Source organism: Myroides sp. ZB35 (assembly GCF_001865835.1).
Classification (GTDB): domain Bacteria; phylum Bacteroidota; class Bacteroidia; order Flavobacteriales; family Flavobacteriaceae; genus Flavobacterium; species Flavobacterium odoratimimum.
Map to the genome: position 1 here is coordinate 2,687,316 of NZ_CP017769.1, position 17,098 is coordinate 2,704,413.

General features: G+C 34.2%; 17 protein-coding genes and 6 tRNA genes. 17 read left to right on the forward strand and 6 right to left on the reverse strand.

Features of this window, described 5'->3' with window-relative positions:
- Positions 1–109 precede the first annotated feature (109 nt).
- A complete protein-coding gene (locus BK054_RS11945) occupies positions 110–577 on the reverse strand; it encodes a hypothetical protein (RefSeq protein WP_071307301.1) in 468 nt (155 codons plus the stop codon).
- A gap of 303 nt (positions 578–880) precedes the next feature.
- Between BK054_RS11945 and BK054_RS11950 the strand changes: the two genes are divergently transcribed.
- The 7 genes from BK054_RS11950 to BK054_RS11980 all read left to right on the forward strand — a co-directional run bounded on the left by BK054_RS11950 (position 881) and on the right by BK054_RS11980 (position 6,148).
- A complete protein-coding gene (locus BK054_RS11950) occupies positions 881–1,417 on the forward strand; it encodes a chromate transporter (RefSeq protein ID WP_006263287.1) in 537 nt (178 codons plus the stop codon).
- Between the two features lie 3 nt (positions 1,418–1,420).
- Positions 1,421–1,969, forward strand: a complete 549-nt coding sequence (locus BK054_RS11955) for a chromate transporter (RefSeq protein WP_006259263.1) — start codon at positions 1,421–1,423, stop codon at positions 1,967–1,969.
- A gap of 160 nt (positions 1,970–2,129) precedes the next feature.
- Positions 2,130–3,335 carry an NO-inducible flavohemoprotein gene (hmpA, locus tag BK054_RS11960; protein WP_006259258.1) on the forward strand — a complete coding sequence of 402 codons (1,206 nt, stop codon included), beginning with the start codon at positions 2,130–2,132 and terminating at the stop codon, positions 3,333–3,335.
- Positions 3,336–3,492: 157 nt separating this feature from the next.
- Positions 3,493–4,092, forward strand: coding sequence for a Crp/Fnr family transcriptional regulator (locus BK054_RS11965; RefSeq protein WP_006259257.1), 600 nt, complete (start codon positions 3,493–3,495; stop codon positions 4,090–4,092).
- A 188-nt stretch (positions 4,093–4,280) separates the two neighbouring features.
- Positions 4,281–4,544 carry a helix-turn-helix domain-containing protein gene (locus BK054_RS11970; RefSeq protein ID WP_006259256.1) on the forward strand — a complete coding sequence of 88 codons (264 nt, stop codon included), beginning with the start codon at positions 4,281–4,283 and terminating at the stop codon, positions 4,542–4,544.
- Between the two features lie 323 nt (positions 4,545–4,867).
- A complete protein-coding gene (locus BK054_RS11975; protein ID WP_006265079.1) occupies positions 4,868–5,674 on the forward strand; it encodes a PhzF family phenazine biosynthesis protein in 807 nt (268 codons plus the stop codon).
- A 12-nt stretch (positions 5,675–5,686) separates the two neighbouring features.
- A complete protein-coding gene (locus tag BK054_RS11980; protein ID WP_071307302.1) occupies positions 5,687–6,148 on the forward strand; it encodes a GNAT family N-acetyltransferase in 462 nt (153 codons plus the stop codon).
- Here BK054_RS11980 and BK054_RS11985 read toward each other — a convergent pair whose 3' ends face one another.
- A complete protein-coding gene (locus BK054_RS11985; protein WP_232234267.1) occupies positions 6,149–6,802 on the reverse strand; it encodes a hypothetical protein in 654 nt (217 codons plus the stop codon).
- A 601-nt stretch (positions 6,803–7,403) separates the two neighbouring features.
- On the opposite strand from BK054_RS11985, the gene BK054_RS11990 reads away from it, so the two are divergent.
- The 8 genes from BK054_RS11990 to BK054_RS11995 all read left to right on the forward strand — a co-directional run bounded on the left by BK054_RS11990 (position 7,404) and on the right by BK054_RS11995 (position 10,047).
- Entirely contained in the window at positions 7,404–8,528 is a 1,125-nt protein-coding gene (locus tag BK054_RS11990; protein WP_006259252.1) for a DegT/DnrJ/EryC1/StrS family aminotransferase, read from the forward strand.
- Between the two features lie 20 nt (positions 8,529–8,548).
- A tRNA-Cys gene (locus tag BK054_RS18325) sits at positions 8,549–8,619 on the forward strand.
- A gap of 22 nt (positions 8,620–8,641) precedes the next feature.
- Positions 8,642–8,712 (forward strand) — tRNA-Cys (locus tag BK054_RS18330).
- 22 nt (positions 8,713–8,734) lie between these two features.
- Positions 8,735–8,805: transfer RNA gene (locus tag BK054_RS18335), tRNA-Cys, on the forward strand.
- 22 nt (positions 8,806–8,827) lie between these two features.
- Positions 8,828–8,898: transfer RNA gene (locus tag BK054_RS18340), tRNA-Cys, on the forward strand.
- Between the two features lie 22 nt (positions 8,899–8,920).
- Positions 8,921–8,991, forward strand: a tRNA-Cys gene (locus tag BK054_RS18345).
- A 22-nt stretch (positions 8,992–9,013) separates the two neighbouring features.
- Positions 9,014–9,084, forward strand: a tRNA-Cys gene (locus BK054_RS18350).
- A gap of 294 nt (positions 9,085–9,378) precedes the next feature.
- A complete protein-coding gene (locus BK054_RS11995; RefSeq protein ID WP_006259251.1) occupies positions 9,379–10,047 on the forward strand; it encodes a phosphatidylserine decarboxylase family protein in 669 nt (222 codons plus the stop codon).
- On the opposite strand, the gene chrA is transcribed toward BK054_RS11995, so the two are convergent.
- The 3 genes from chrA to BK054_RS12010 form a co-directional block, all read right to left on the reverse strand.
- Positions 10,044–11,183, reverse strand: a complete 1,140-nt coding sequence (gene chrA / locus BK054_RS12000; protein WP_006265081.1) for a chromate efflux transporter — start codon at positions 11,181–11,183, stop codon at positions 10,044–10,046. The two genes, BK054_RS11995 and chrA, sit on opposite strands and share 4 nt — an antisense overlap.
- Positions 11,184–11,262: 79 nt before the next feature.
- On the reverse strand, positions 11,263–12,051 hold the full coding sequence (locus tag BK054_RS12005; protein WP_006259249.1) for an AraC family transcriptional regulator: 789 nt from the start codon (positions 12,049–12,051) through the stop codon (positions 11,263–11,265).
- 89 nt (positions 12,052–12,140) lie between these two features.
- Positions 12,141–13,499, reverse strand: coding sequence for a hydroxymethylglutaryl-CoA synthase family protein (locus BK054_RS12010; protein WP_006259248.1), 1,359 nt, complete (start codon positions 13,497–13,499; stop codon positions 12,141–12,143).
- Between the two features lie 174 nt (positions 13,500–13,673).
- Between BK054_RS12010 and BK054_RS12015 the strand changes: the two genes are divergently transcribed.
- Together BK054_RS12015 and rlmF are read left to right on the forward strand one after the other, a co-directional pair.
- On the forward strand, positions 13,674–15,407 hold the full coding sequence (locus tag BK054_RS12015; protein ID WP_006259247.1) for an SWIM zinc finger domain-containing protein: 1,734 nt from the start codon (positions 13,674–13,676) through the stop codon (positions 15,405–15,407).
- A gap of 65 nt (positions 15,408–15,472) precedes the next feature.
- Positions 15,473–16,381 (forward strand): 23S rRNA (adenine(1618)-N(6))-methyltransferase RlmF, encoded by a 909-nt coding sequence (gene rlmF, locus BK054_RS12020; protein WP_006259246.1) that lies wholly within the window; start codon positions 15,473–15,475, stop codon positions 16,379–16,381.
- Positions 16,382–16,416: 35 nt separating this feature from the next.
- Here rlmF and BK054_RS12025 read toward each other — a convergent pair whose 3' ends face one another.
- Positions 16,417–16,980, reverse strand: a complete 564-nt coding sequence (locus BK054_RS12025; RefSeq protein ID WP_006259245.1) for an NADAR family protein — start codon at positions 16,978–16,980, stop codon at positions 16,417–16,419.
- Positions 16,981–17,098 lie beyond the last annotated feature (118 nt).

Here is a 17,098-nt window from a genome sequence, read left to right on the forward strand (position 1 = left end):
AGGTACTTTGTTTGTTTCTATTAATATTTAGTTTTTACGTGAAAGAGAATTATAAGATATAAGAGGTGATTTAAAGCAAAAAAGCGATGGAGATCTCCATCGCTTTTTTTTATTTCTTGGTAATTTCATTTTGTGTTTGTACTTCTTTAGCTTTCACTACTTCTTTAGCCTTTGTCCATTTGGAAGGATCTTCTTTTAAGTCTAGGTAGTATTCATAGAGCATCTTAGTTAGTTCTACTTCTACGCGCTTACCTACGAAGTGTTTATTGGTACTGAAGTATCCATATGTAATCCCGTCTTTCTTTACGATAGGAGGTTTATCTGCATGTATATTCCAGGGAGAGTAGCTACTGGTCTGGTCTCCATAGATACCATATTTATTCCAGATTGACTTTTGGCTGTATAAGTTCCCATACGTTCCATAGGTATTCCATATAGAGTTAGCCTCTTTGGCATCACAGCTTAGGCAACCTAGATATTCTTCTTTACCATCATTGGTATATAACTCAAGCTTTTGGGCATAGGTGCCAACACTTAGTAGAATAAGAAATAGTATATAATGGAATTGTCTTTTCATGTGTTCTTTTGTTTGTCGGCAAATTACAAAAAATTTCAAAATAAGAAATGTCAAATTTTAGCAATATTCTTAAAAATGCTGTAAACTGTAATATTATTTTGATGAACGGCTTTTATGTTGTGTTTTTTACACTTTATACACAGGATTAGAAGGGATGTTGTTATTCGATTTTTAAGGTAATAAAAAGGAATTGTTGCTTAAATGAAGTGGTTTTTGGAAGGGATTTAGAACTGTTTTATTAGGTGAAAAAAGAGAGGTTTTGTATATTGTAAGCTTTGTTTTGTATTAAAAAACTTCTTAATCATGCTTTTCAAATTATTTTATCTCTTTACTAAAATAGGACTTTTTACCATTGGTGGGGGGTATGCTGTGATTCCATTAATCGAAAAAGAAATAGTTTCTCGCGATTGGTTAACTCAGGACGAGTTTTATGAACTTCTAGCTATAACTGAGTCTCTTCCTGGTGTGTTTGCTACCAATATAGCCGCCTTAGTGGGGTTTAAGATTAACGGGGTAAAAGGGGGAGTAGTCGCAGCACTAGGCACTATATTAGCTCCCTTTACTATTATACTTCTCATAGCAGTTTTTTTTAGTCGATTTCAAGAAAATGTTTATGTGATAAAGGCGTTTAAAGCCCTCAGACCTGTAGTAGTAGCTCTCATCGCGGCACCGTGTTATACTGCTATTAAGGCTAATAATATGACAGCAAAGACGTTGATATTTCCCTTAGTAGCTCTAGGCATGATGTGGGGATTAGGTGTGTCTCCAATTTGGATTGTAATAGGGGGATGTGTAGGAGGAATTGTATATCATAGTATAAGAGAAAAAAGTAAAGCATAAGATATGATATTTTTAAAATTGTTTTGGGTATTCATAAAAATCGGTACTTTTGGGTTTGGTGGAGGATATGCTATGCTGTCTCTTATTCAAGAAGAAGTTGTAGAGAAGAATCAGTGGATCAGTAGAGGAGAGTTTACAGACCTTATAGCAGTTTCTCAGATGACACCTGGTCCTATAGGGATTAATTCGGCTACTTATGTTGGTTATAGTGCATTACATGGTGCGGGATATTCTCCTATGGTAGCTATACTCGGGTCTGTCATTGCTACTATTGCCCTTTGTCTACCTTCTTTTATGATGATTTGTTTGATTTCATATTTCTATTTAAAGTTTCGATCTAATAAGTATTTTTCATATGCCTTAATGGGGATTAAGCCATTGAGTATAGCTTTGATTGCCCTAGCAGCTGTATCACTAATAGATCGAGAGAGCTTCTCTGATTATTACAGTATAGGCTTGTTTATTCTGGCTCTTATCTGTTCTATCAGGTTTAAGATACATCCTATCCTTATTCTTTTTGTTACAGCTGTCGTAGGGATATTGATTTATTGAGATTTTAGATAACGGAATAAATATATATGGTTATACTCCTTAAAAATTGCTGATTTTATAAACAGAAAAAGAATAAACTCTATTTCTTATGACTGCAGTCATAAAATGCGTAGTAGGTAAGCTTCTATATTTGGCTGTAACATTATAAAACAACGAAGACATGTTAACAGGTGAGCAAAAACAATTAATCTTGGCAACAGTACCTTTGCTAAGAGAGAAGGGATTAGAACTAACAAAACATTTTTACTTGAGAATGTTCGAATATCACCCAGAATTAAAGAATGTATTTAATATGGGGAATCAACGTGCTGGCAAACAACAGATGGCTTTAGCGATGGCAGTACTTGGCTATGCAGAAAATATTTCACAGCCAGAGCGATTAATGCCTGTAGTTGATCTAATAGGGCATAAGCACGCCAGCTTATCAATACAGCCAGAACAGTATGAAATAGTAGGAACTCATCTACTAGCGTCTATAAAAGAGGTACTAGGTGAAGCAGCGACAGAAGATATCGTACAAGCCTGGGCAGTGGCTTATCAACAATTAGCAGATATCATGATAGGACACGAACATAAGATTTATCAAGCTAAGGAGAATGAAGCGAATAACTGGATAGGGTGGAAAGCATTCACTGTGAAGAGTAAGGTAGTAGAGTCTGGAGAGATTACTTCCTTTTATTTGGTACCAGCAGATGGGAGTGCTGTTGTACAGCATCAACCAGGACAATATATCAGTATTAAAGTCTTTTTAGAACGAATAGGCCTAGAGCAGATCAGACAATATTCTATATCATGTGCTCCTAATAACGAGTACTATAGAATATCTATCAAACGCGAACTAGGAAAAGAGATCGATATGAATGGTATGATTAGTAATCATCTGCATGACCATATTAATGAAGGAGATACTGTAGAAATTAGTTCTCCGTCAGGAAACTTTGTGCTAAAGGAGAACCAGAGAGATAAAGTGTTTATCAGTGGAGGAATAGGGCAGACGCCTTTATTATCAATGCTAGAGGCATTAGAATTAAGTGGAGTGGTAAATCACAATATTGTGTGGATTCACGGGTGTAGAAATCAAGAGGTACAGGCATTTAGAAATAAACTAAGCTATATTACGAATAACTGTTCTCAGGTGAAGCCAATCTTCTTTTATGACAGTCTAGATCAGGTGGCTGAAGATATAGAAACTTATCAAGGAGTTGTTGATTTATCTACGATTAAGGGATATGAGTTTACGAATGAAGCAGATTACTATTTATGTGGACCACATCCTTTCTTAGAGAAGCAACTTCGTGATTTAAAAGCTCTAAATATCAGTGCAGATCAGATCTTCTATGAAGAGTTTACACCAGCATCTGTTTAACTCGAAATAGTTAATTGACAATATTGGATGTAAGTCTATATTTTTTTAAGCGAAAATACTAAGTGTATTTTCGCTTTTTTTTAGCGTTTGCATCTATAGTTTATTAGTAGCTTTGGATATCAATATAAGTATATAAGGTAGATATTTAAAAGGCAATATGATTACGATAGAATTGTTAACGCAATATGGAGCTGAAATAAGAGAAGTGAAGAAGAATGAAATTATCTTTCAAGAAGGGAATTACCCTAGTCATTATTATCAAGTTGTGTCAGGCAAGGTAAAGATGAATAACTTTAGTGCTGATGGGAGAGAGTTTATACAGAATATTTTTACATCTGGACAGAGCTTCGGAGAGCCACCTCTATTTATAGAAGAGCGTTATCCTGCCAATGCAATAGCCGTGAGCAATGCGAAGATTATTCAATTGCCCAAAGGTGATTTTTATGAAATGATGAGACAAAATAATGAGGTGTCTTTAGCTATGAATAAGAGCCTGTCTAGACGCTTATACTATAAGTCTATTATGGCACCTGATATCGCTTCACAAGACCCTGATAATCGTATTATGACCCTGCTAAACTATCTAAAGTCTCATCAACAAGCTGTGGAAGAAACTTCTCGTCCACTGACCATTGATCTGACTAGACAACAAATTGCAGATTTGACTGGGTTAAGAGTAGAAACAGTTATTCGTACTTTAAAAAGATTAGAGAGTGATAGCAAAGTACAAATTATCAATAGTAAAGTCGTAATTTAATCAAGAACAATACAGAGGTCTTAGATACACCTGTTATTTATCCTAATAAACAAGATAATGAACTGATCGAAGAGTTGTCTCTACTTATCAGAAAACAGTATAGTCTACCTAAGACTTATTTGTTAGAACAGATGCTACAGTACCTTATTTACTCCTTGATTACAGTAGTGTCAAAGTCGTATTATTCTATGACTTTAAAAGAAAACTTACAGAAGAATAGAGTTAATGATATTATGGATTGTTTCTTTGAACTTCTCGATGAATATGGAGTGGTAGAACGCAATGTTTCTTTTTATGCCACACATCTACACTTAACACTACAGCATCTAAGTTCACTAATCAAGAAGAGAACGGGTGAGTCAGTTAAGTCATGGATAGGTTTTGCAGTTATAAACAAAGCTAAAGAGTATTTAAACACCACTTTTCTGTCTGTTAAACACGTGATCAGCTAGAGTTTGCAGATGCATCCTTGTTCTGTAGGTATTTTACGCGCTATATTGGACAGATACCTAATGAGTATAGAAAGAGTTGAGGTTAACGAACTTTGTTTCTATAACAAGACTATTCCTGTTATCTATGCTTGACTTTTGACTTTTTGAGGTACTCAATAAGCTTATTGAATCAGCTTTTTAGTTGACTCAGTAGCTTTTAGTATATAGAATAATAGAAACTTTATACTTTCGTTGCATAATGAGCGTTATTGGAGAAAGGAGGCTTAGAGAGGACTATATCTCTATTGGCTCATTCTTAGTTAATTATCGAAAGTACAATATTCATGAAAATAAAATCATTTATAGTAGACGCATTTACAACAGAACTTTTTAAAGGAAACCAAGCTGGAGTATGTTTATTAGAACAACCTATTTCTGAGGAAAAAATGATCCTTATCGCTAAAGAATTTGGTTTTTCAGAGACGGCATTTGTGATGCCTCTTACAGATAATAAGTATAGCATTCGTTACTTCTCTCCTAAGATGGAGATTCCACTGTGTGGACACGCTACTATGGCTTCTGCCAAAGCACTTTTTAGTGGAGAAGAGCAGTTACATAAGATTATATTTAATACACACTCAGGCTATACAGTAGAAGTGTACAAGCAAGGAGTGAATATAGAAATGTCATTTCCGCTTCTAGAGGTAGAGAACACGACTTTATCAAAAGAGATAGTGGATGCACTAGGTATAAAAGAGGTGTTGAGCTGTGGATATAATAAAGAACATAATATCGTCATGGTAGAGATACAAGATGGTGTAGAACTAGCAGCCTTGTCTCCTGATTTTAATAGATTAAGAAATATTGATACTGGGATTAATGGAGTGGTAGTCACTGCGAGCTCTTGTATAGAGGGATATGATTATGAGTATAGATATTTTTGGCCTTGGTCAGGTACAGATGAAGATCCAGTGACTGGGGCTGTTCAGAGTTTTTTAGCACCGTATTGGTACATCAGATTAGACAAAAAGGTACTGAAAGCATTTCAGTGTTCTGAAAGAACTGGTAGTATGGAAGTAGAGTTGACAGAAGATAAAGTGATTATTAAGAGTTGTGCTGTTATCTTTAGTGAAGGAATAATTACAATATAGAAGACTATATATATGCGAATTACATTAAGAGAAGTAACAGCAGATAACTACTATGAAGTAGGTCTGCTAACGACTAATCAAGATGGTAAACCTACTTTTGATGAGGAGTATATCTGTGGCAATGCAGTATCTATAGCAGAGTCTAAGTTTTATCCTAATTTAGAGCCACAGGCTATTTATAGCGATGAAGAATTAATCGGTTTTATTATGTCAGGACCTTATGATCGTGACCAAGACAATTATTGGATTATGCGATTTATGATTGATTACCAACATCAAGGTAAGGGATATGGGAAGAAAGCATTTGAAGTTTTTTTAGAACAAATACGACTTAGAGAACTTGTCCAAGAGCTTTATCTCGGATTAGATGAGAGTAATGTGAGAGCGATCCAACTGTATACCTCTTGTGGCTTTGTCAATACGGGGGTTGTAAAAGACGGCGAACAGGTCTATGTACTTCATTTATCACAATAATCACTGTTCTCTATAACCATTCATAATAGAGCGAAATAGTTCTCCATTAGATGGAGGAGTAAGAATGATAGCATTTACCTTTTTTTGTGCTATATTTTGAAGTGATTCATTTGTTTTACCTCCAGTAGAGATTACAGCTATATTAGGGTAGTTTGTTTTAATATAATCTACTATTTTTAGAGTATCTGCTCCACCTGTCACATTAAAACAGCTTACCCCTGCTTCTATACGTGATTTAAAATCAAAATTAAGGGTTGATACGCTAGATATAATAGGAATATTGATATGCTTCTTTACTTCAGCGATATCTTCATTTTTAAACGGTTGATTGACTATGACTGCAGCGGCGCCTAAAGCTTCTGCTTTTTTAGCCATGGTAATGGCAAAGTCCCCTTGGGTAATACCTCCACCTATTCCACAAATAACAGGTTTCTTAGAAAACTCAATTAAGGTTTTAATAATATTCTGTGAGGGAGCAAATGGGTACACTGCAAGAATAGCATCTGCATCGTTATTTTCTATTAAGGCAATATCTGTTGAAAATAGAATAGACTTGACTTTCAGGTTGTTTAATACTAATCCTTTACACGACTCTATAAGGTGTAGGGGAGTAGGGAGTTTGACATGTGGACAAGGTCTTTTTTTCCAGAACATAAGGAAATCCAGTAGGCTTCTTTTGCGCCGATTATTCACCCAAATAGAACTTATATTATTTGTAGTAGTCATCACTATAGATTTAGAATTAACAAGACAAAGATTTGTTTTTATCCCTTTAGAAGAAGGTGGAGTGTAATTAAACTTTGAAGAATTGTAATCAAATCAGGTTTTTATGTAAGGAAGTAGGTAAGGTAAAGTGTTATAATGTCTAAATATTGATCTTTAGGCTAGGTAGATGAAGTAAATAGTAGTTGTTAGATGATTCTGTGTAGTTAATATTTCACACAAGTATTGTTTTGTATAAGAGTGAATGGGTAAAGAGATGAATCAGTATTTAGTCCGTTGTTTTGTTTAGAATAACGGACTCACTACGGACTCATAACGGACACAGTACGGACTCACCCCAAATCAATCTAGTTCAAAAATCTATAGAAACCAAGAGATAGATTATAGGGAGTATTTGTAAAAACTGGACTAGGTAGGTGTGTTATTATCAATATACATTTGTATCACAGAATAAGGCTTAGAATAGCAATTGAAATGATAGAATTTTAATTGGATTGGAGCTGCAAGAGGATAAACAATGAGTGCTATACAAATGGTTGACTTACAACGTCAATATGAAAAAATAAAGGAAGAAATAGATAAGGGAATTGAGCAAGTGATTAGAACGAGTACCTTTATCAATGGACCAGCTGTGAAGGAGTTTACAGATAATCTAGCAACCTATACAGGTGTGAAGCATGTGATCCCGTGTGCTAATGGTACAGATGCATTACAGATCGCCTTGATGGCATTAGGCTTGAAGCCAGGTGATGAAGTGATAACTCCATCCTTTACTTTTGTTGCAACGGTAGAAGTAGTTGCTCTATTAGGATTAACACCAGTATTCGTAGATGTAGATAAAGATACATTTACTATTAATAAAGAGAGCCTGGAGGCAGCGATAACTGAGAGAACGAAAGCTATTATACCTGTTCATCTGTATGGTCAATGTTCTAATATGGGAGAGATTATGCCAATAGCAGATAAGTATAATCTTGCAGTGATAGAGGATAACGCTCAGAGTATAGGAGGAAGTTATAAACAAGGAAGTACTTCTTATAAAACAGGAACAATGGGAACAATCAGTTGTATTTCTTTTTTTCCTTCTAAGAACTTAGGTGCTTATGGCGATGGTGGAGTGATTATGACTAATGATGATTCATTAGCTCATACTATGCGTAAGATTTGTAATCATGGTTCGGAGAGACGTTATTATCATGAAATAGTAGGAGTGAATAGTCGTTTAGACTCTATTCAAGCAGCAGTTTTAAATGTGAAATTAAAATATTTGGATGACTACTGCAATAAAAGGAGAGAAGCAGCTGCTTATTATAACCAAACTTTTAAGGCTAGTTCTAATATCATTACTCCTTATGTACCAGATTATAGTCACCATGTTTTTCATCAATATACGATGATTCTAGAAGGGGTGAATAGAGATGAGGTACATGAAGAACTAGCAAAGTTAGGCATTCCTAGTATGATATATTATCCTGTGCCTTGTCATGAACAAGAGATGTTTAAAACATTAAAAGATAGAGAATATAATTTACCTAATACAATGTATTTGACTTCTAGGGTATTGTCATTACCTATACATACGGAGTTGACTGAGGAAGAATTGATTTTCATAACAGAAGGAGTATTAAGTGTAATTGAAAAACTGAAGAAAAGATAAGATATATTGATAGTATTAAAGGTTCTGTGGCCGAGAGGATAGGCATGACTACGCAATGGTCATTAGATTGGTTCGAATCCAGTCAGAACCTCAATATAAGAGGGTAAACAAAAGGTTCTGTGGCCGAGAGGATAGGCATGACTACGCAATAGTCATTAGATTGGTTCGAATCCAGTCGGAACCTCAATATAAGAGGGTAAACAAAAGGTTCTGTGGCCGAGAGGATAGGCATGACTACGCAATGGTCATTAGATTGGTTCGAATCCAGTCAGAACCTCAATATAAGAGGGTAAACAAAAGGTTCTGTGGCCGAGAGGATAGGCATGACTACGCAATAGTCATTAGATTGGTTCGAATCCAGTCAGAACCTCAATATAAGAGGGTAAACAAAAGGTTCTGTGGCCGAGAGGATAGGCATGACTACGCAATAGTCATTAGATTGGTTCGAATCCAGTCGGAACCTCAATATAAGAGGGTAAACAAAAGGTTCTGTGGCCGAGAGGATAGGCATGACTACGCAATGGTCATTAGATTGGTTCGAATCCAGTCAGAACCTCAACTCAGTAATAGAACTTGTTTTGTCAATTAGTGAATTAGTTATGTTGTTACTAGTACAATACTAGTTCTCTAATTATTGAATTTTACTTGTGGAATGAAGATGTATTTACTTAAAAACAGTTTACTAGCATAATCAAGATGATTTTTTCTTTACAACTTTATTATTACTAATCGCAAGTGAAGTTATGTACTTGACTACACTGTTGGGTAGTCAAGTACTCTTTTTAGATAAATATATATAGTACTTTATCTATTAAAAACAATAATATCAATTTTAAAAATCAATATACTTATGAGAATACACAAAGAAGGAAAAGGATCTATCCTGATAGGAGTATGTACTTTTATCATGGTTAATATATTGTCTTATGAATTGATTAGTCCTCGTTTTTGGTTGTTACAATTAGCTATTTTTATAGTCACATTGATTCTTATAGCATTGGTTATTTCTTTCTTTAGAATCCCGTCAAGAGTGTTGATACAAGACGACAACTTGGTCTTAGCTCCTTGTGATGGAAAAGTGGTTGTAATAGAAGAAGTAGAAGCAGATGAGTATTTTAAAGATAAGCGTATTCAAGTTTCTATTTTTATGAGTGTCTTGAATGTTCATGTCAATAGAAATCCAATAGAAGGGGAGGTGTTATATAGTATGTATCACAAGGGAAAACACCTAGTGGCTTGGCATCCGAAGTCTTCAACAGCTAATGAACGTCATACTGTGGTGTATAAGCATAAAAGTGGAAGAGAGGTCTTGGCTAAACAGATAGCAGGTGCCTTAGCCAATCGTATTGTCAATTATCTTACGATAGGTAAGATTGCTAAACAAAGTGAGGAAATGGGATTTATTAAGTTCGGTTCTAGAGTTGATCTACTATTACCTTTAGATGCTAAGATTAAAGTAAAGTTAGGAGATATCGCTCAGAGTGGTATTACAACTATAGCAGAGTGGGAGTCGTGCTAGAAGTAGGGAGCAAGGAATAGGAGTAGCTTTCCTAGAATTAATCCTATGAGTAAAAGTATGCCAGTGTTTATCTTTTTGAAAAAAAGACTGATAGATAATATAGTGAGAGCGATTATAAAGTCGTTTTTATCCCTAATACTCTCTGAAGTTAGACTAATACAGACAGAAGCAATAAGAGCAATAGAGGTGATGTTCACTGCTTTTAGTATTAGCTGAAAAAGATTAGATCTCTTTAGGTAATGCACGATAGGAGTAATTAACAAAATCAAGAGGAATGAAGGGATAAATACTGCAATAGTAGAAAAAACAGCACCTGACCAACCTCCTATTTGATAACCAACGAAGGTTACTGAAGAAAAGACAGGGCCAGGTGTTATCTGACCTGCTGTAATAGCATCTATGAGTTGAGTTCTTGTCAATAAACCTTTATGAACTAGTTCTGTTTCAATAAACGAAAATAAGACGTAACCACTTCCGTATAATACACTACCTATCTTTAAAAAGATCCAAAAGAGTTTTATATTCACATCAGCGTGATATCCCGTGTAAGGGATTGCTAATAAGGGGATAAAAGAAGGAAGGTGGTTTCTACTTACTCGGCAGTATGTATAGTATAATAGAGATAAGGCTAAAGTAAGTAATAGTAAGGTCATTTCGCTATACCCAGCTAAAGAAAGTACAAACACTCCACAAGTGAGTATTATCGATTTGGGTTTAGTGATAAATTGAGTCGTTAATTTAAATACAAGTAGAAGGATGATAATAGTGATGGAGGGCTTTAATCCATATAAATAGGTTTCTACTTCAGGAAGTTGTCCATATTGTTTATAAAAATAGGCTAGTATGCAAGTCAGTACTACTGCAGGAAATATGAAGCATATACCAGTGATAAACAGTCCTTTCCAGCCTCTGGTGGTGTAACCAATATGGATGGCAAGCTCTGTACTATTAGGTCCAGGGATTAGATGAGTGATACTAATTAATTCTAGAAACTCTTGTAGATTTAGCCATTTTCTCTTTTCAACTATTTCTCGTTGCATCATTGCAATATGTACAGCGGGTCCACCAAAGCCTAAACAACCCAGTTTAAAAAATACTTTTGCCAATTCCTTTAATCCAATAGTATTGTTTTCCATAATGTACACGCTATAAGAGCAAAGGTGGATAATTTAATAGGAGTTTATCTGGTATATTTGAAAATAGAATGGTATGAGATTAAAGTTTCCTAAAGTTATTTGGTGTATAAGTAGTATGTTTTTTAAAATATTTAGTAAAGTGTGATGCATCTGTAAAATTGAGTTGTAAACTAATTTCATTGATAGAGAAATCTGTGTAGATCAATAGTCTCTTTGCTTCTGCAATGATGTGTTGTGCTAGTACTGCAGCAGCTGATAGTCCAATGTTTTTTTGGCAACTGGCATTTAGATTTTGAGGGGTGGTATGGAGGAGTTTAGCATAGTGATTTACTTTGTTGATCGGTGTGTGATCTATGTTTAATAAGTGTAGATAAGCACTGTATATACCTGATTTAAGAGGGAGTTGTTCTGTTATCGTAGAATTGCGTATTTTGATAAATAAAGCCTTGAGTAAAGCCTCTTGAGCAGTTTGATCTTCTTCTGTAAGTAGTAACGCAAAGAGGAGATCAATATTAGTATCTTCAGGTAAGTCTATTTGAGTCAGTTGGGTAATGTCAAAAAAGAATTGTTTTAAAGTGCTGTCTATATTCTGTAAAAAGAAGTCTCGTTTAATTAAAATTACATATCCAAAAGGTTCTGAAGTTATGTTCCAATAGTGAACTTGCTCCTTTTTTATGATAAATAGGTTGTGTGTACTAAGCTGGTATTGTTGTTCATCTATACAGTGGTATCCTGTTGTATTCTTTAGATATATGAGTTCAAAATAACCTTGGTGTTTATGCGGTTTTGTCGTTCTGATTTCTTTTTTAAATATGGCTATTTTGATTAATTTTTGTTCTTCTATTTTATTGTTGATTGGAATACTCATTTTGTGTTTACTTAGGTAATACAAGTATAATGAAAAAAACCTCTTTCTATTGGTTAGAAAGAGGTGAGTATAGTGAATTTCTTTTATTCTTATTTTACAAACTTATAGTAGCGTGCTCCTATTAGATGAGGTATTGCCGACTCGATATAGTCTATTACAAATTCATTATTAGCAGGCTGTATTGGTGTTTTTTGCTCTTTCTTATGAAGGGCGATATAAGTACTGAAGTCTATTGCTGTTGACTGTTTTAAAGTTTCGAAGATAGATACTTTAGGCATACCTTCTTGCCATGTACTTTGTACTTCGGCTTCGAATACTTTAGATTTAGATCCTGAACCATAAGCAATAAATCCTAGTGTAGTATCTACTAAACTTTCTTTTGTATTGTTAAAATGAGATAGAGTAGATAGCAAACCTAAGAATATAGACCCTGTATAGATATTACCTACTTCACCAGAAGCTATCTCTGATGGGGCAATCTTAGTATTAACCAATTCCATATACGCTTCTGACTTAGCAAATGCTTTGATCTGGTCTTTTGCATCAGCAGCTGTTCTGTCTACTAGTTCAGGGTTCTCTTGTAATACTATTTCATGGAAAGTTCTACGTCCTTGGAAGCAATAAGGTAAATGCATCAAGACAGCCTTCCAATCTTGGTATACTTTCAAGTCTTTTTTATTGTTTAACTCTTTGAAGTGAGTGTATGCTTCTGTGATTCTATTGATATAACATTCGTTAGAGTATTGTCCTTCGAATACAGGTTGGTCTTTGTGTATAGAGATTTCTGCTTCTTCTATACCATGCCATGCCTCATTAATAGAGTTTCCTGTGATGCTTTTTTTCTCTATCGAACGATGAGGTTTAAAGAAGTCAAATACACTTTCTGTAGCTACTCCAGTCTGTCCTGTGAAAGCTAACATACGAGGATTAGCACTAATTAATAAAGCAATAGCACCTGCACCTTGTGTGTATTCTCCTGTAGAAGCTAGGTCATACTTAGCGTAGTCTGTTGCGATAACAATAGCTTTCTTGGTAGGGTTAGCTTTTATGAAGTCAATAGCATTCTGCATAGCATCTACTGCCCCTATACAAGCGAAAGTATGATCTACAGCATCACAATTTCTAAAAATACCTTGTCCATAGATTTGCTCTAATAATCCTAAGGTATAAGAAGCAATAGGTTTAGAGTTGTCTAATCCGCTCTCTGTACCTACGTATATTTTAGCAATGTCTTGAGGAGCAATAGTAGTATTGTCTTGGAGTAAGCTATACGCAGCATTAGCAGCCATTGTGATTACATCTTGGTAAGTATCTAATAACGCCATCTTTTGTAATCCAAGTCCCTTAGTTAATTTTAGAGGTTCGATATTTCGCTCGATAGCTAATGTTTCTATAGGTAAGTGAATTTTAGGGATAAAGTATGCAATACTATCTATTCCGACTTTCATAATCTTTACTAATTTAAATGAAGGGTAAAATTAAAGTCATTTGTTAGAAATAACTAACTAAATTGAATAAAATTTATGTAATAATGCTATGTTATTGGTTTAATGTTATTAATACATAGTTTTTATGTTTATAAAAGATTATAGTATTTTTACGATATAGTTAATTTAGAAGAGATGAACAATTTATTCAATTTTGAAACAAATGTTAGCAATATTATCTTGAAGCGCGGATTTGAGTATTATGAGCAAGGGATGGTGAGGGATATTACTAAACTAGGTGATTATATCTACGAGGGTGAAGTAGAGGGGAATGATGATTATACTGTTGTTATAGAATTAGATAAATCACAGAGTATCAAAGATTATAATTGTGACTGTCCTTATGATGGAGCTGTCTGTAAACATGTTGTTGCTGTATTGTATCAATTGAGAGATGATATGACAATAGAGGTTGTACCAAAGAAAACAAAGAAGGTAAAAAGGATGAGTTTTAAAGATTTAGTCGAACAATTAAGCATAGAAGATTTAAGAGAGTTTATTTTTATAAGTGCAAAAAAAGACGCAAGACTAAAAGTGTCTTTAGAAGCTTATTTTGTAGATAGGGATGATACAGTCGATATAAAAGAGAAGTATAAAGAGGTTTTTAGAAAAATAATTAAACAGCATACTTCACGAGGTTTTGTCAGTTATACAGAAACAAAAAAATTAAGTAAAGAATTAGAAATATACTTAGGTAGAGTAAATGAACTTATAGCTGAAAGAAATTATAGAGATGCGTGTAGTATAATACAAATATTTATAGAAGAAGCTATTGATGTGATTACCTTTTCTGATGATAGTAATGGATATTTTAGTGATTTAATCTTTAAAGCTATTGAAATATTGGATAGTATCATAGAAGCAGATATAACTATTGAGTTTAAAGAGTCTTTAATTTCATTCTTTGAAGAAGAATTAGCAAAAGAGGTTTATTTTGATTACGGAGATTTTGGTTATGAGTTATTAGGTTCTTTCGAATTATTGTGTTTGAAGATATTTAAGGAAGAATTTTACCTCACATTTTTAGATAAAAAGATAAAAGAAAGTAATTCTGAGGAATATAGAATAAGACATTTTACTAACGTTAGATTATCCTTTTTAGGAAAAATAGGAAGAGAAGAACAGTTGAATCAAGAGATGTTGGATAATATATCTATTCCAGAAGTTAGAAGAAACTTAGTTCAACGAGAGATGATGCATGGAGAGTATGAGAAAGCAAAAATATTACTTATTGAAGGAATAAAAATAGCAGAAGAATTAAAACATCCCGGAACTGTTAACCAATGGGAACTTATCTTATTAGAGATTGCAGAATCAGAAAAAGATGTTGAACGTATGCGTTATTTCTACAATAAACAAGTCTTTTTTGGTTGGCAAATCAATAAAACCTATTATAGTAAGTTAAAAGCAACATTTACAAAAGAAGAATGGACAGTAATCATCGAAGAAAAAATAGACAGTTTAATCAGTGAAGCTAAGAGTAAAGTGAAACAACACAGTATGTTTAATAGTAATCCATATGATGGTTTAGTTAATTCAGTAGGTGTTCTATATTCTTTAGAGGGGTATGTAGATAGGTTATTTGACTTGTTAAAAAAAGTAAGTAGATTAGATTTAGTATTGCCTTATCTAAAATACATTAAAAAAGAGTATACTGTTGATGTAATATTTGATGTTTTAAGACCTCTCATTGTTTTAGAAGCAGATAGAGCTAATAATCGTTCAGATTATAAGAATATTGGTAATCTATTAATTTCTCTTAAAAAAGAGTTTCCGCAAGCTGTAGGAATTATTGATTCTATAGTAGATGAGATGAAGAAGAAGTATCCTAAGAGACCTGCTATGCTAGATGAGTTTAATAAAGTTTAGAGTATTGAGATTTTATGTAGTAGAACCCACTTAAATACCCTAATTTTGCATGAAATATAAAGATAATGAAAGAAGCAAAGAAAACGCAGAAGAAACTACACCCACGTAATAAACATCAGGATTTATATGACTTTGATAAGTTAAAACAAGTGGTGCCTGAGTTGGCAACTTTTATTATCAAGAACCCGTCAGGGGTAGATACAATTGACTTTGCAAAACCTGAAGCAGTGGTTTTATTGAATAAAGCCATACTGATGAAGGACTATAAGATGACGTATTGGGAAATGCCTAAGACGAATCTATGTCCACCTATCCCTGGGAGAGCTGATTATATCCACTATATAGCAGATCTACTGGCAGAGGGGAACAATGGAAAAGTACCTACAGGAAAGGGAGTAAAGATATTAGATCTTGGAATAGGAGCTAATGTGATATATCCTATTATAGGTGTGGCTGAGTATGGATGGGAATTTGTGGGGTCTGAAGTAGATGTAGTGTCTGTAAAGACAGCTAGTCATATCGTAGAGCACAACCCTCATCTAAAGAGTCATATCAGTATCCGTCAGCAACCTACTAAGCGAAATATATTAAAGAATATAATAGGAGAGAAAGAGTATTTCGATGTGGTGATTTGTAACCCTCCTTTCTTTAAGTCAAGAGCTGAGGTGTTGGCGAAGACAACACAGAAGTTGAGAAACCTAGGTAAAGAAGTGGTGGGTAAACCAGTACAGAACTTCAGTGGGCAGAACAATGAGTTGTGGTGTGATGGTGGAGAACTTGCCTTTATCACTAATTACATTTATGAGAGTAAGCATTTTAAAAGACAGGCAGTATGGTTCACCACTTTAGTGTCTAATAAAGATAACCTTAAACCTCTGCAATCACTATTAAAACGAAGTGAAACTAAAGAGGTTCGTATTATAAATATGGAACAAGGGAATAAGATAAGCCGCATTTTGGCGTGGAGGTATTAATAACAAAGGATGCTGTATCAGCATCCTTTGTTATTTTATTTATTCATTATCATCTCTCTTACTTCCATTAAGGCAAAACCGAGTAAGTTCAATCCATTCCATTTGACAGGAATATTTATTTTTTCATTATCTGCTGCTAATCCTACTCCCCATATCGTATCTACTGGACTAGCTTCTACTAGTACTCTTTTTTTAGTATTGATTAGAAAGGTTTGAAGTTCTTTGTTTTGAGTAAACTTATGATAGTTACCTTCTACCACGATACGATAACGATTAGCTATCCATATATCTTCTCTAAATCCGCGTACTTCTCTTCCTAGGGCTTTCATCTCCATAGGACTTTTGGCATTCATAATGCGTTTATAGATTTCTTGATCATTGAATAACAAAGCTTTTTGTGCCATCATCCAATGTTCTGTAGAAGCATAAGACTGTCCATTGACCTCAAATCGACTAGGCCACCATTGGCTAAAGCACGCTGCTGTAATCTCTCCACTTTTGCTTTTTTGATGCCCCCAAAAGAAGATGTACTTTGATTTCTTTCCACTTTGGTACTCTTTTATATGTTTGTCTAGACTATACTGTTGTTCGAACTTCATTGTTATTCTGAATTATGCTGTGTAAAAATAAAGAATCCTATTCTTTATTAAATTGTTTATTTTAGCCGAAACCCAATCAACTAATTATTAAAAAATGAAATTAAAGAAAATAGTACAG

Bases quoted from the DNA above. Each gene is read 5' to 3' on its own strand.
- BK054_RS12025 (WP_006259245.1), bottom strand. From the start codon at position 16,980: ATGAAGTTCGAACAACAGTATAGTCTAGACAAACATATAAAAGAGTAC.
- BK054_RS11955 (WP_006259263.1), top strand. From the start codon at position 1,421: ATGATATTTTTAAAATTGTTTTGGGTATTCATAAAAATCGGTACTTTT.
- BK054_RS11980 (WP_071307302.1), top strand. From the start codon at position 5,687: ATGCGAATTACATTAAGAGAAGTAACAGCAGATAACTACTATGAAGTA.
- hmpA (WP_006259258.1), top strand. From the start codon at position 2,130: ATGTTAACAGGTGAGCAAAAACAATTAATCTTGGCAACAGTACCTTTG.
- BK054_RS11950 (WP_006263287.1), top strand. From the start codon at position 881: ATGCTTTTCAAATTATTTTATCTCTTTACTAAAATAGGACTTTTTACC.
- rlmF (WP_006259246.1), top strand. From the start codon at position 15,473: ATGAAAGAAGCAAAGAAAACGCAGAAGAAACTACACCCACGTAATAAA.
- BK054_RS12015 (WP_006259247.1), top strand. From the start codon at position 13,674: ATGAACAATTTATTCAATTTTGAAACAAATGTTAGCAATATTATCTTG.
- BK054_RS11970 (WP_006259256.1), top strand. From the start codon at position 4,281: ATGACTTTAAAAGAAAACTTACAGAAGAATAGAGTTAATGATATTATG.
- BK054_RS11995 (WP_006259251.1), top strand. From the start codon at position 9,379: ATGAGAATACACAAAGAAGGAAAAGGATCTATCCTGATAGGAGTATGT.
- chrA (WP_006265081.1), bottom strand. From the start codon at position 11,183: ATGGAAAACAATACTATTGGATTAAAGGAATTGGCAAAAGTATTTTTT.
- BK054_RS11985 (WP_232234267.1), bottom strand. From the start codon at position 6,802: ATGTTCTGGAAAAAAAGACCTTGTCCACATGTCAAACTCCCTACTCCC.
- BK054_RS11965 (WP_006259257.1), top strand. From the start codon at position 3,493: ATGATTACGATAGAATTGTTAACGCAATATGGAGCTGAAATAAGAGAA.
- BK054_RS12005 (WP_006259249.1), bottom strand. From the start codon at position 12,051: ATGAGTATTCCAATCAACAATAAAATAGAAGAACAAAAATTAATCAAA.
- BK054_RS11975 (WP_006265079.1), top strand. From the start codon at position 4,868: ATGAAAATAAAATCATTTATAGTAGACGCATTTACAACAGAACTTTTT.
- BK054_RS11945 (WP_071307301.1), bottom strand. From the start codon at position 577: ATGAAAAGACAATTCCATTATATACTATTTCTTATTCTACTAAGTGTT.
- BK054_RS11990 (WP_006259252.1), top strand. From the start codon at position 7,404: ATGGTTGACTTACAACGTCAATATGAAAAAATAAAGGAAGAAATAGAT.
- BK054_RS12010 (WP_006259248.1), bottom strand. From the start codon at position 13,499: ATGAAAGTCGGAATAGATAGTATTGCATACTTTATCCCTAAAATTCAC.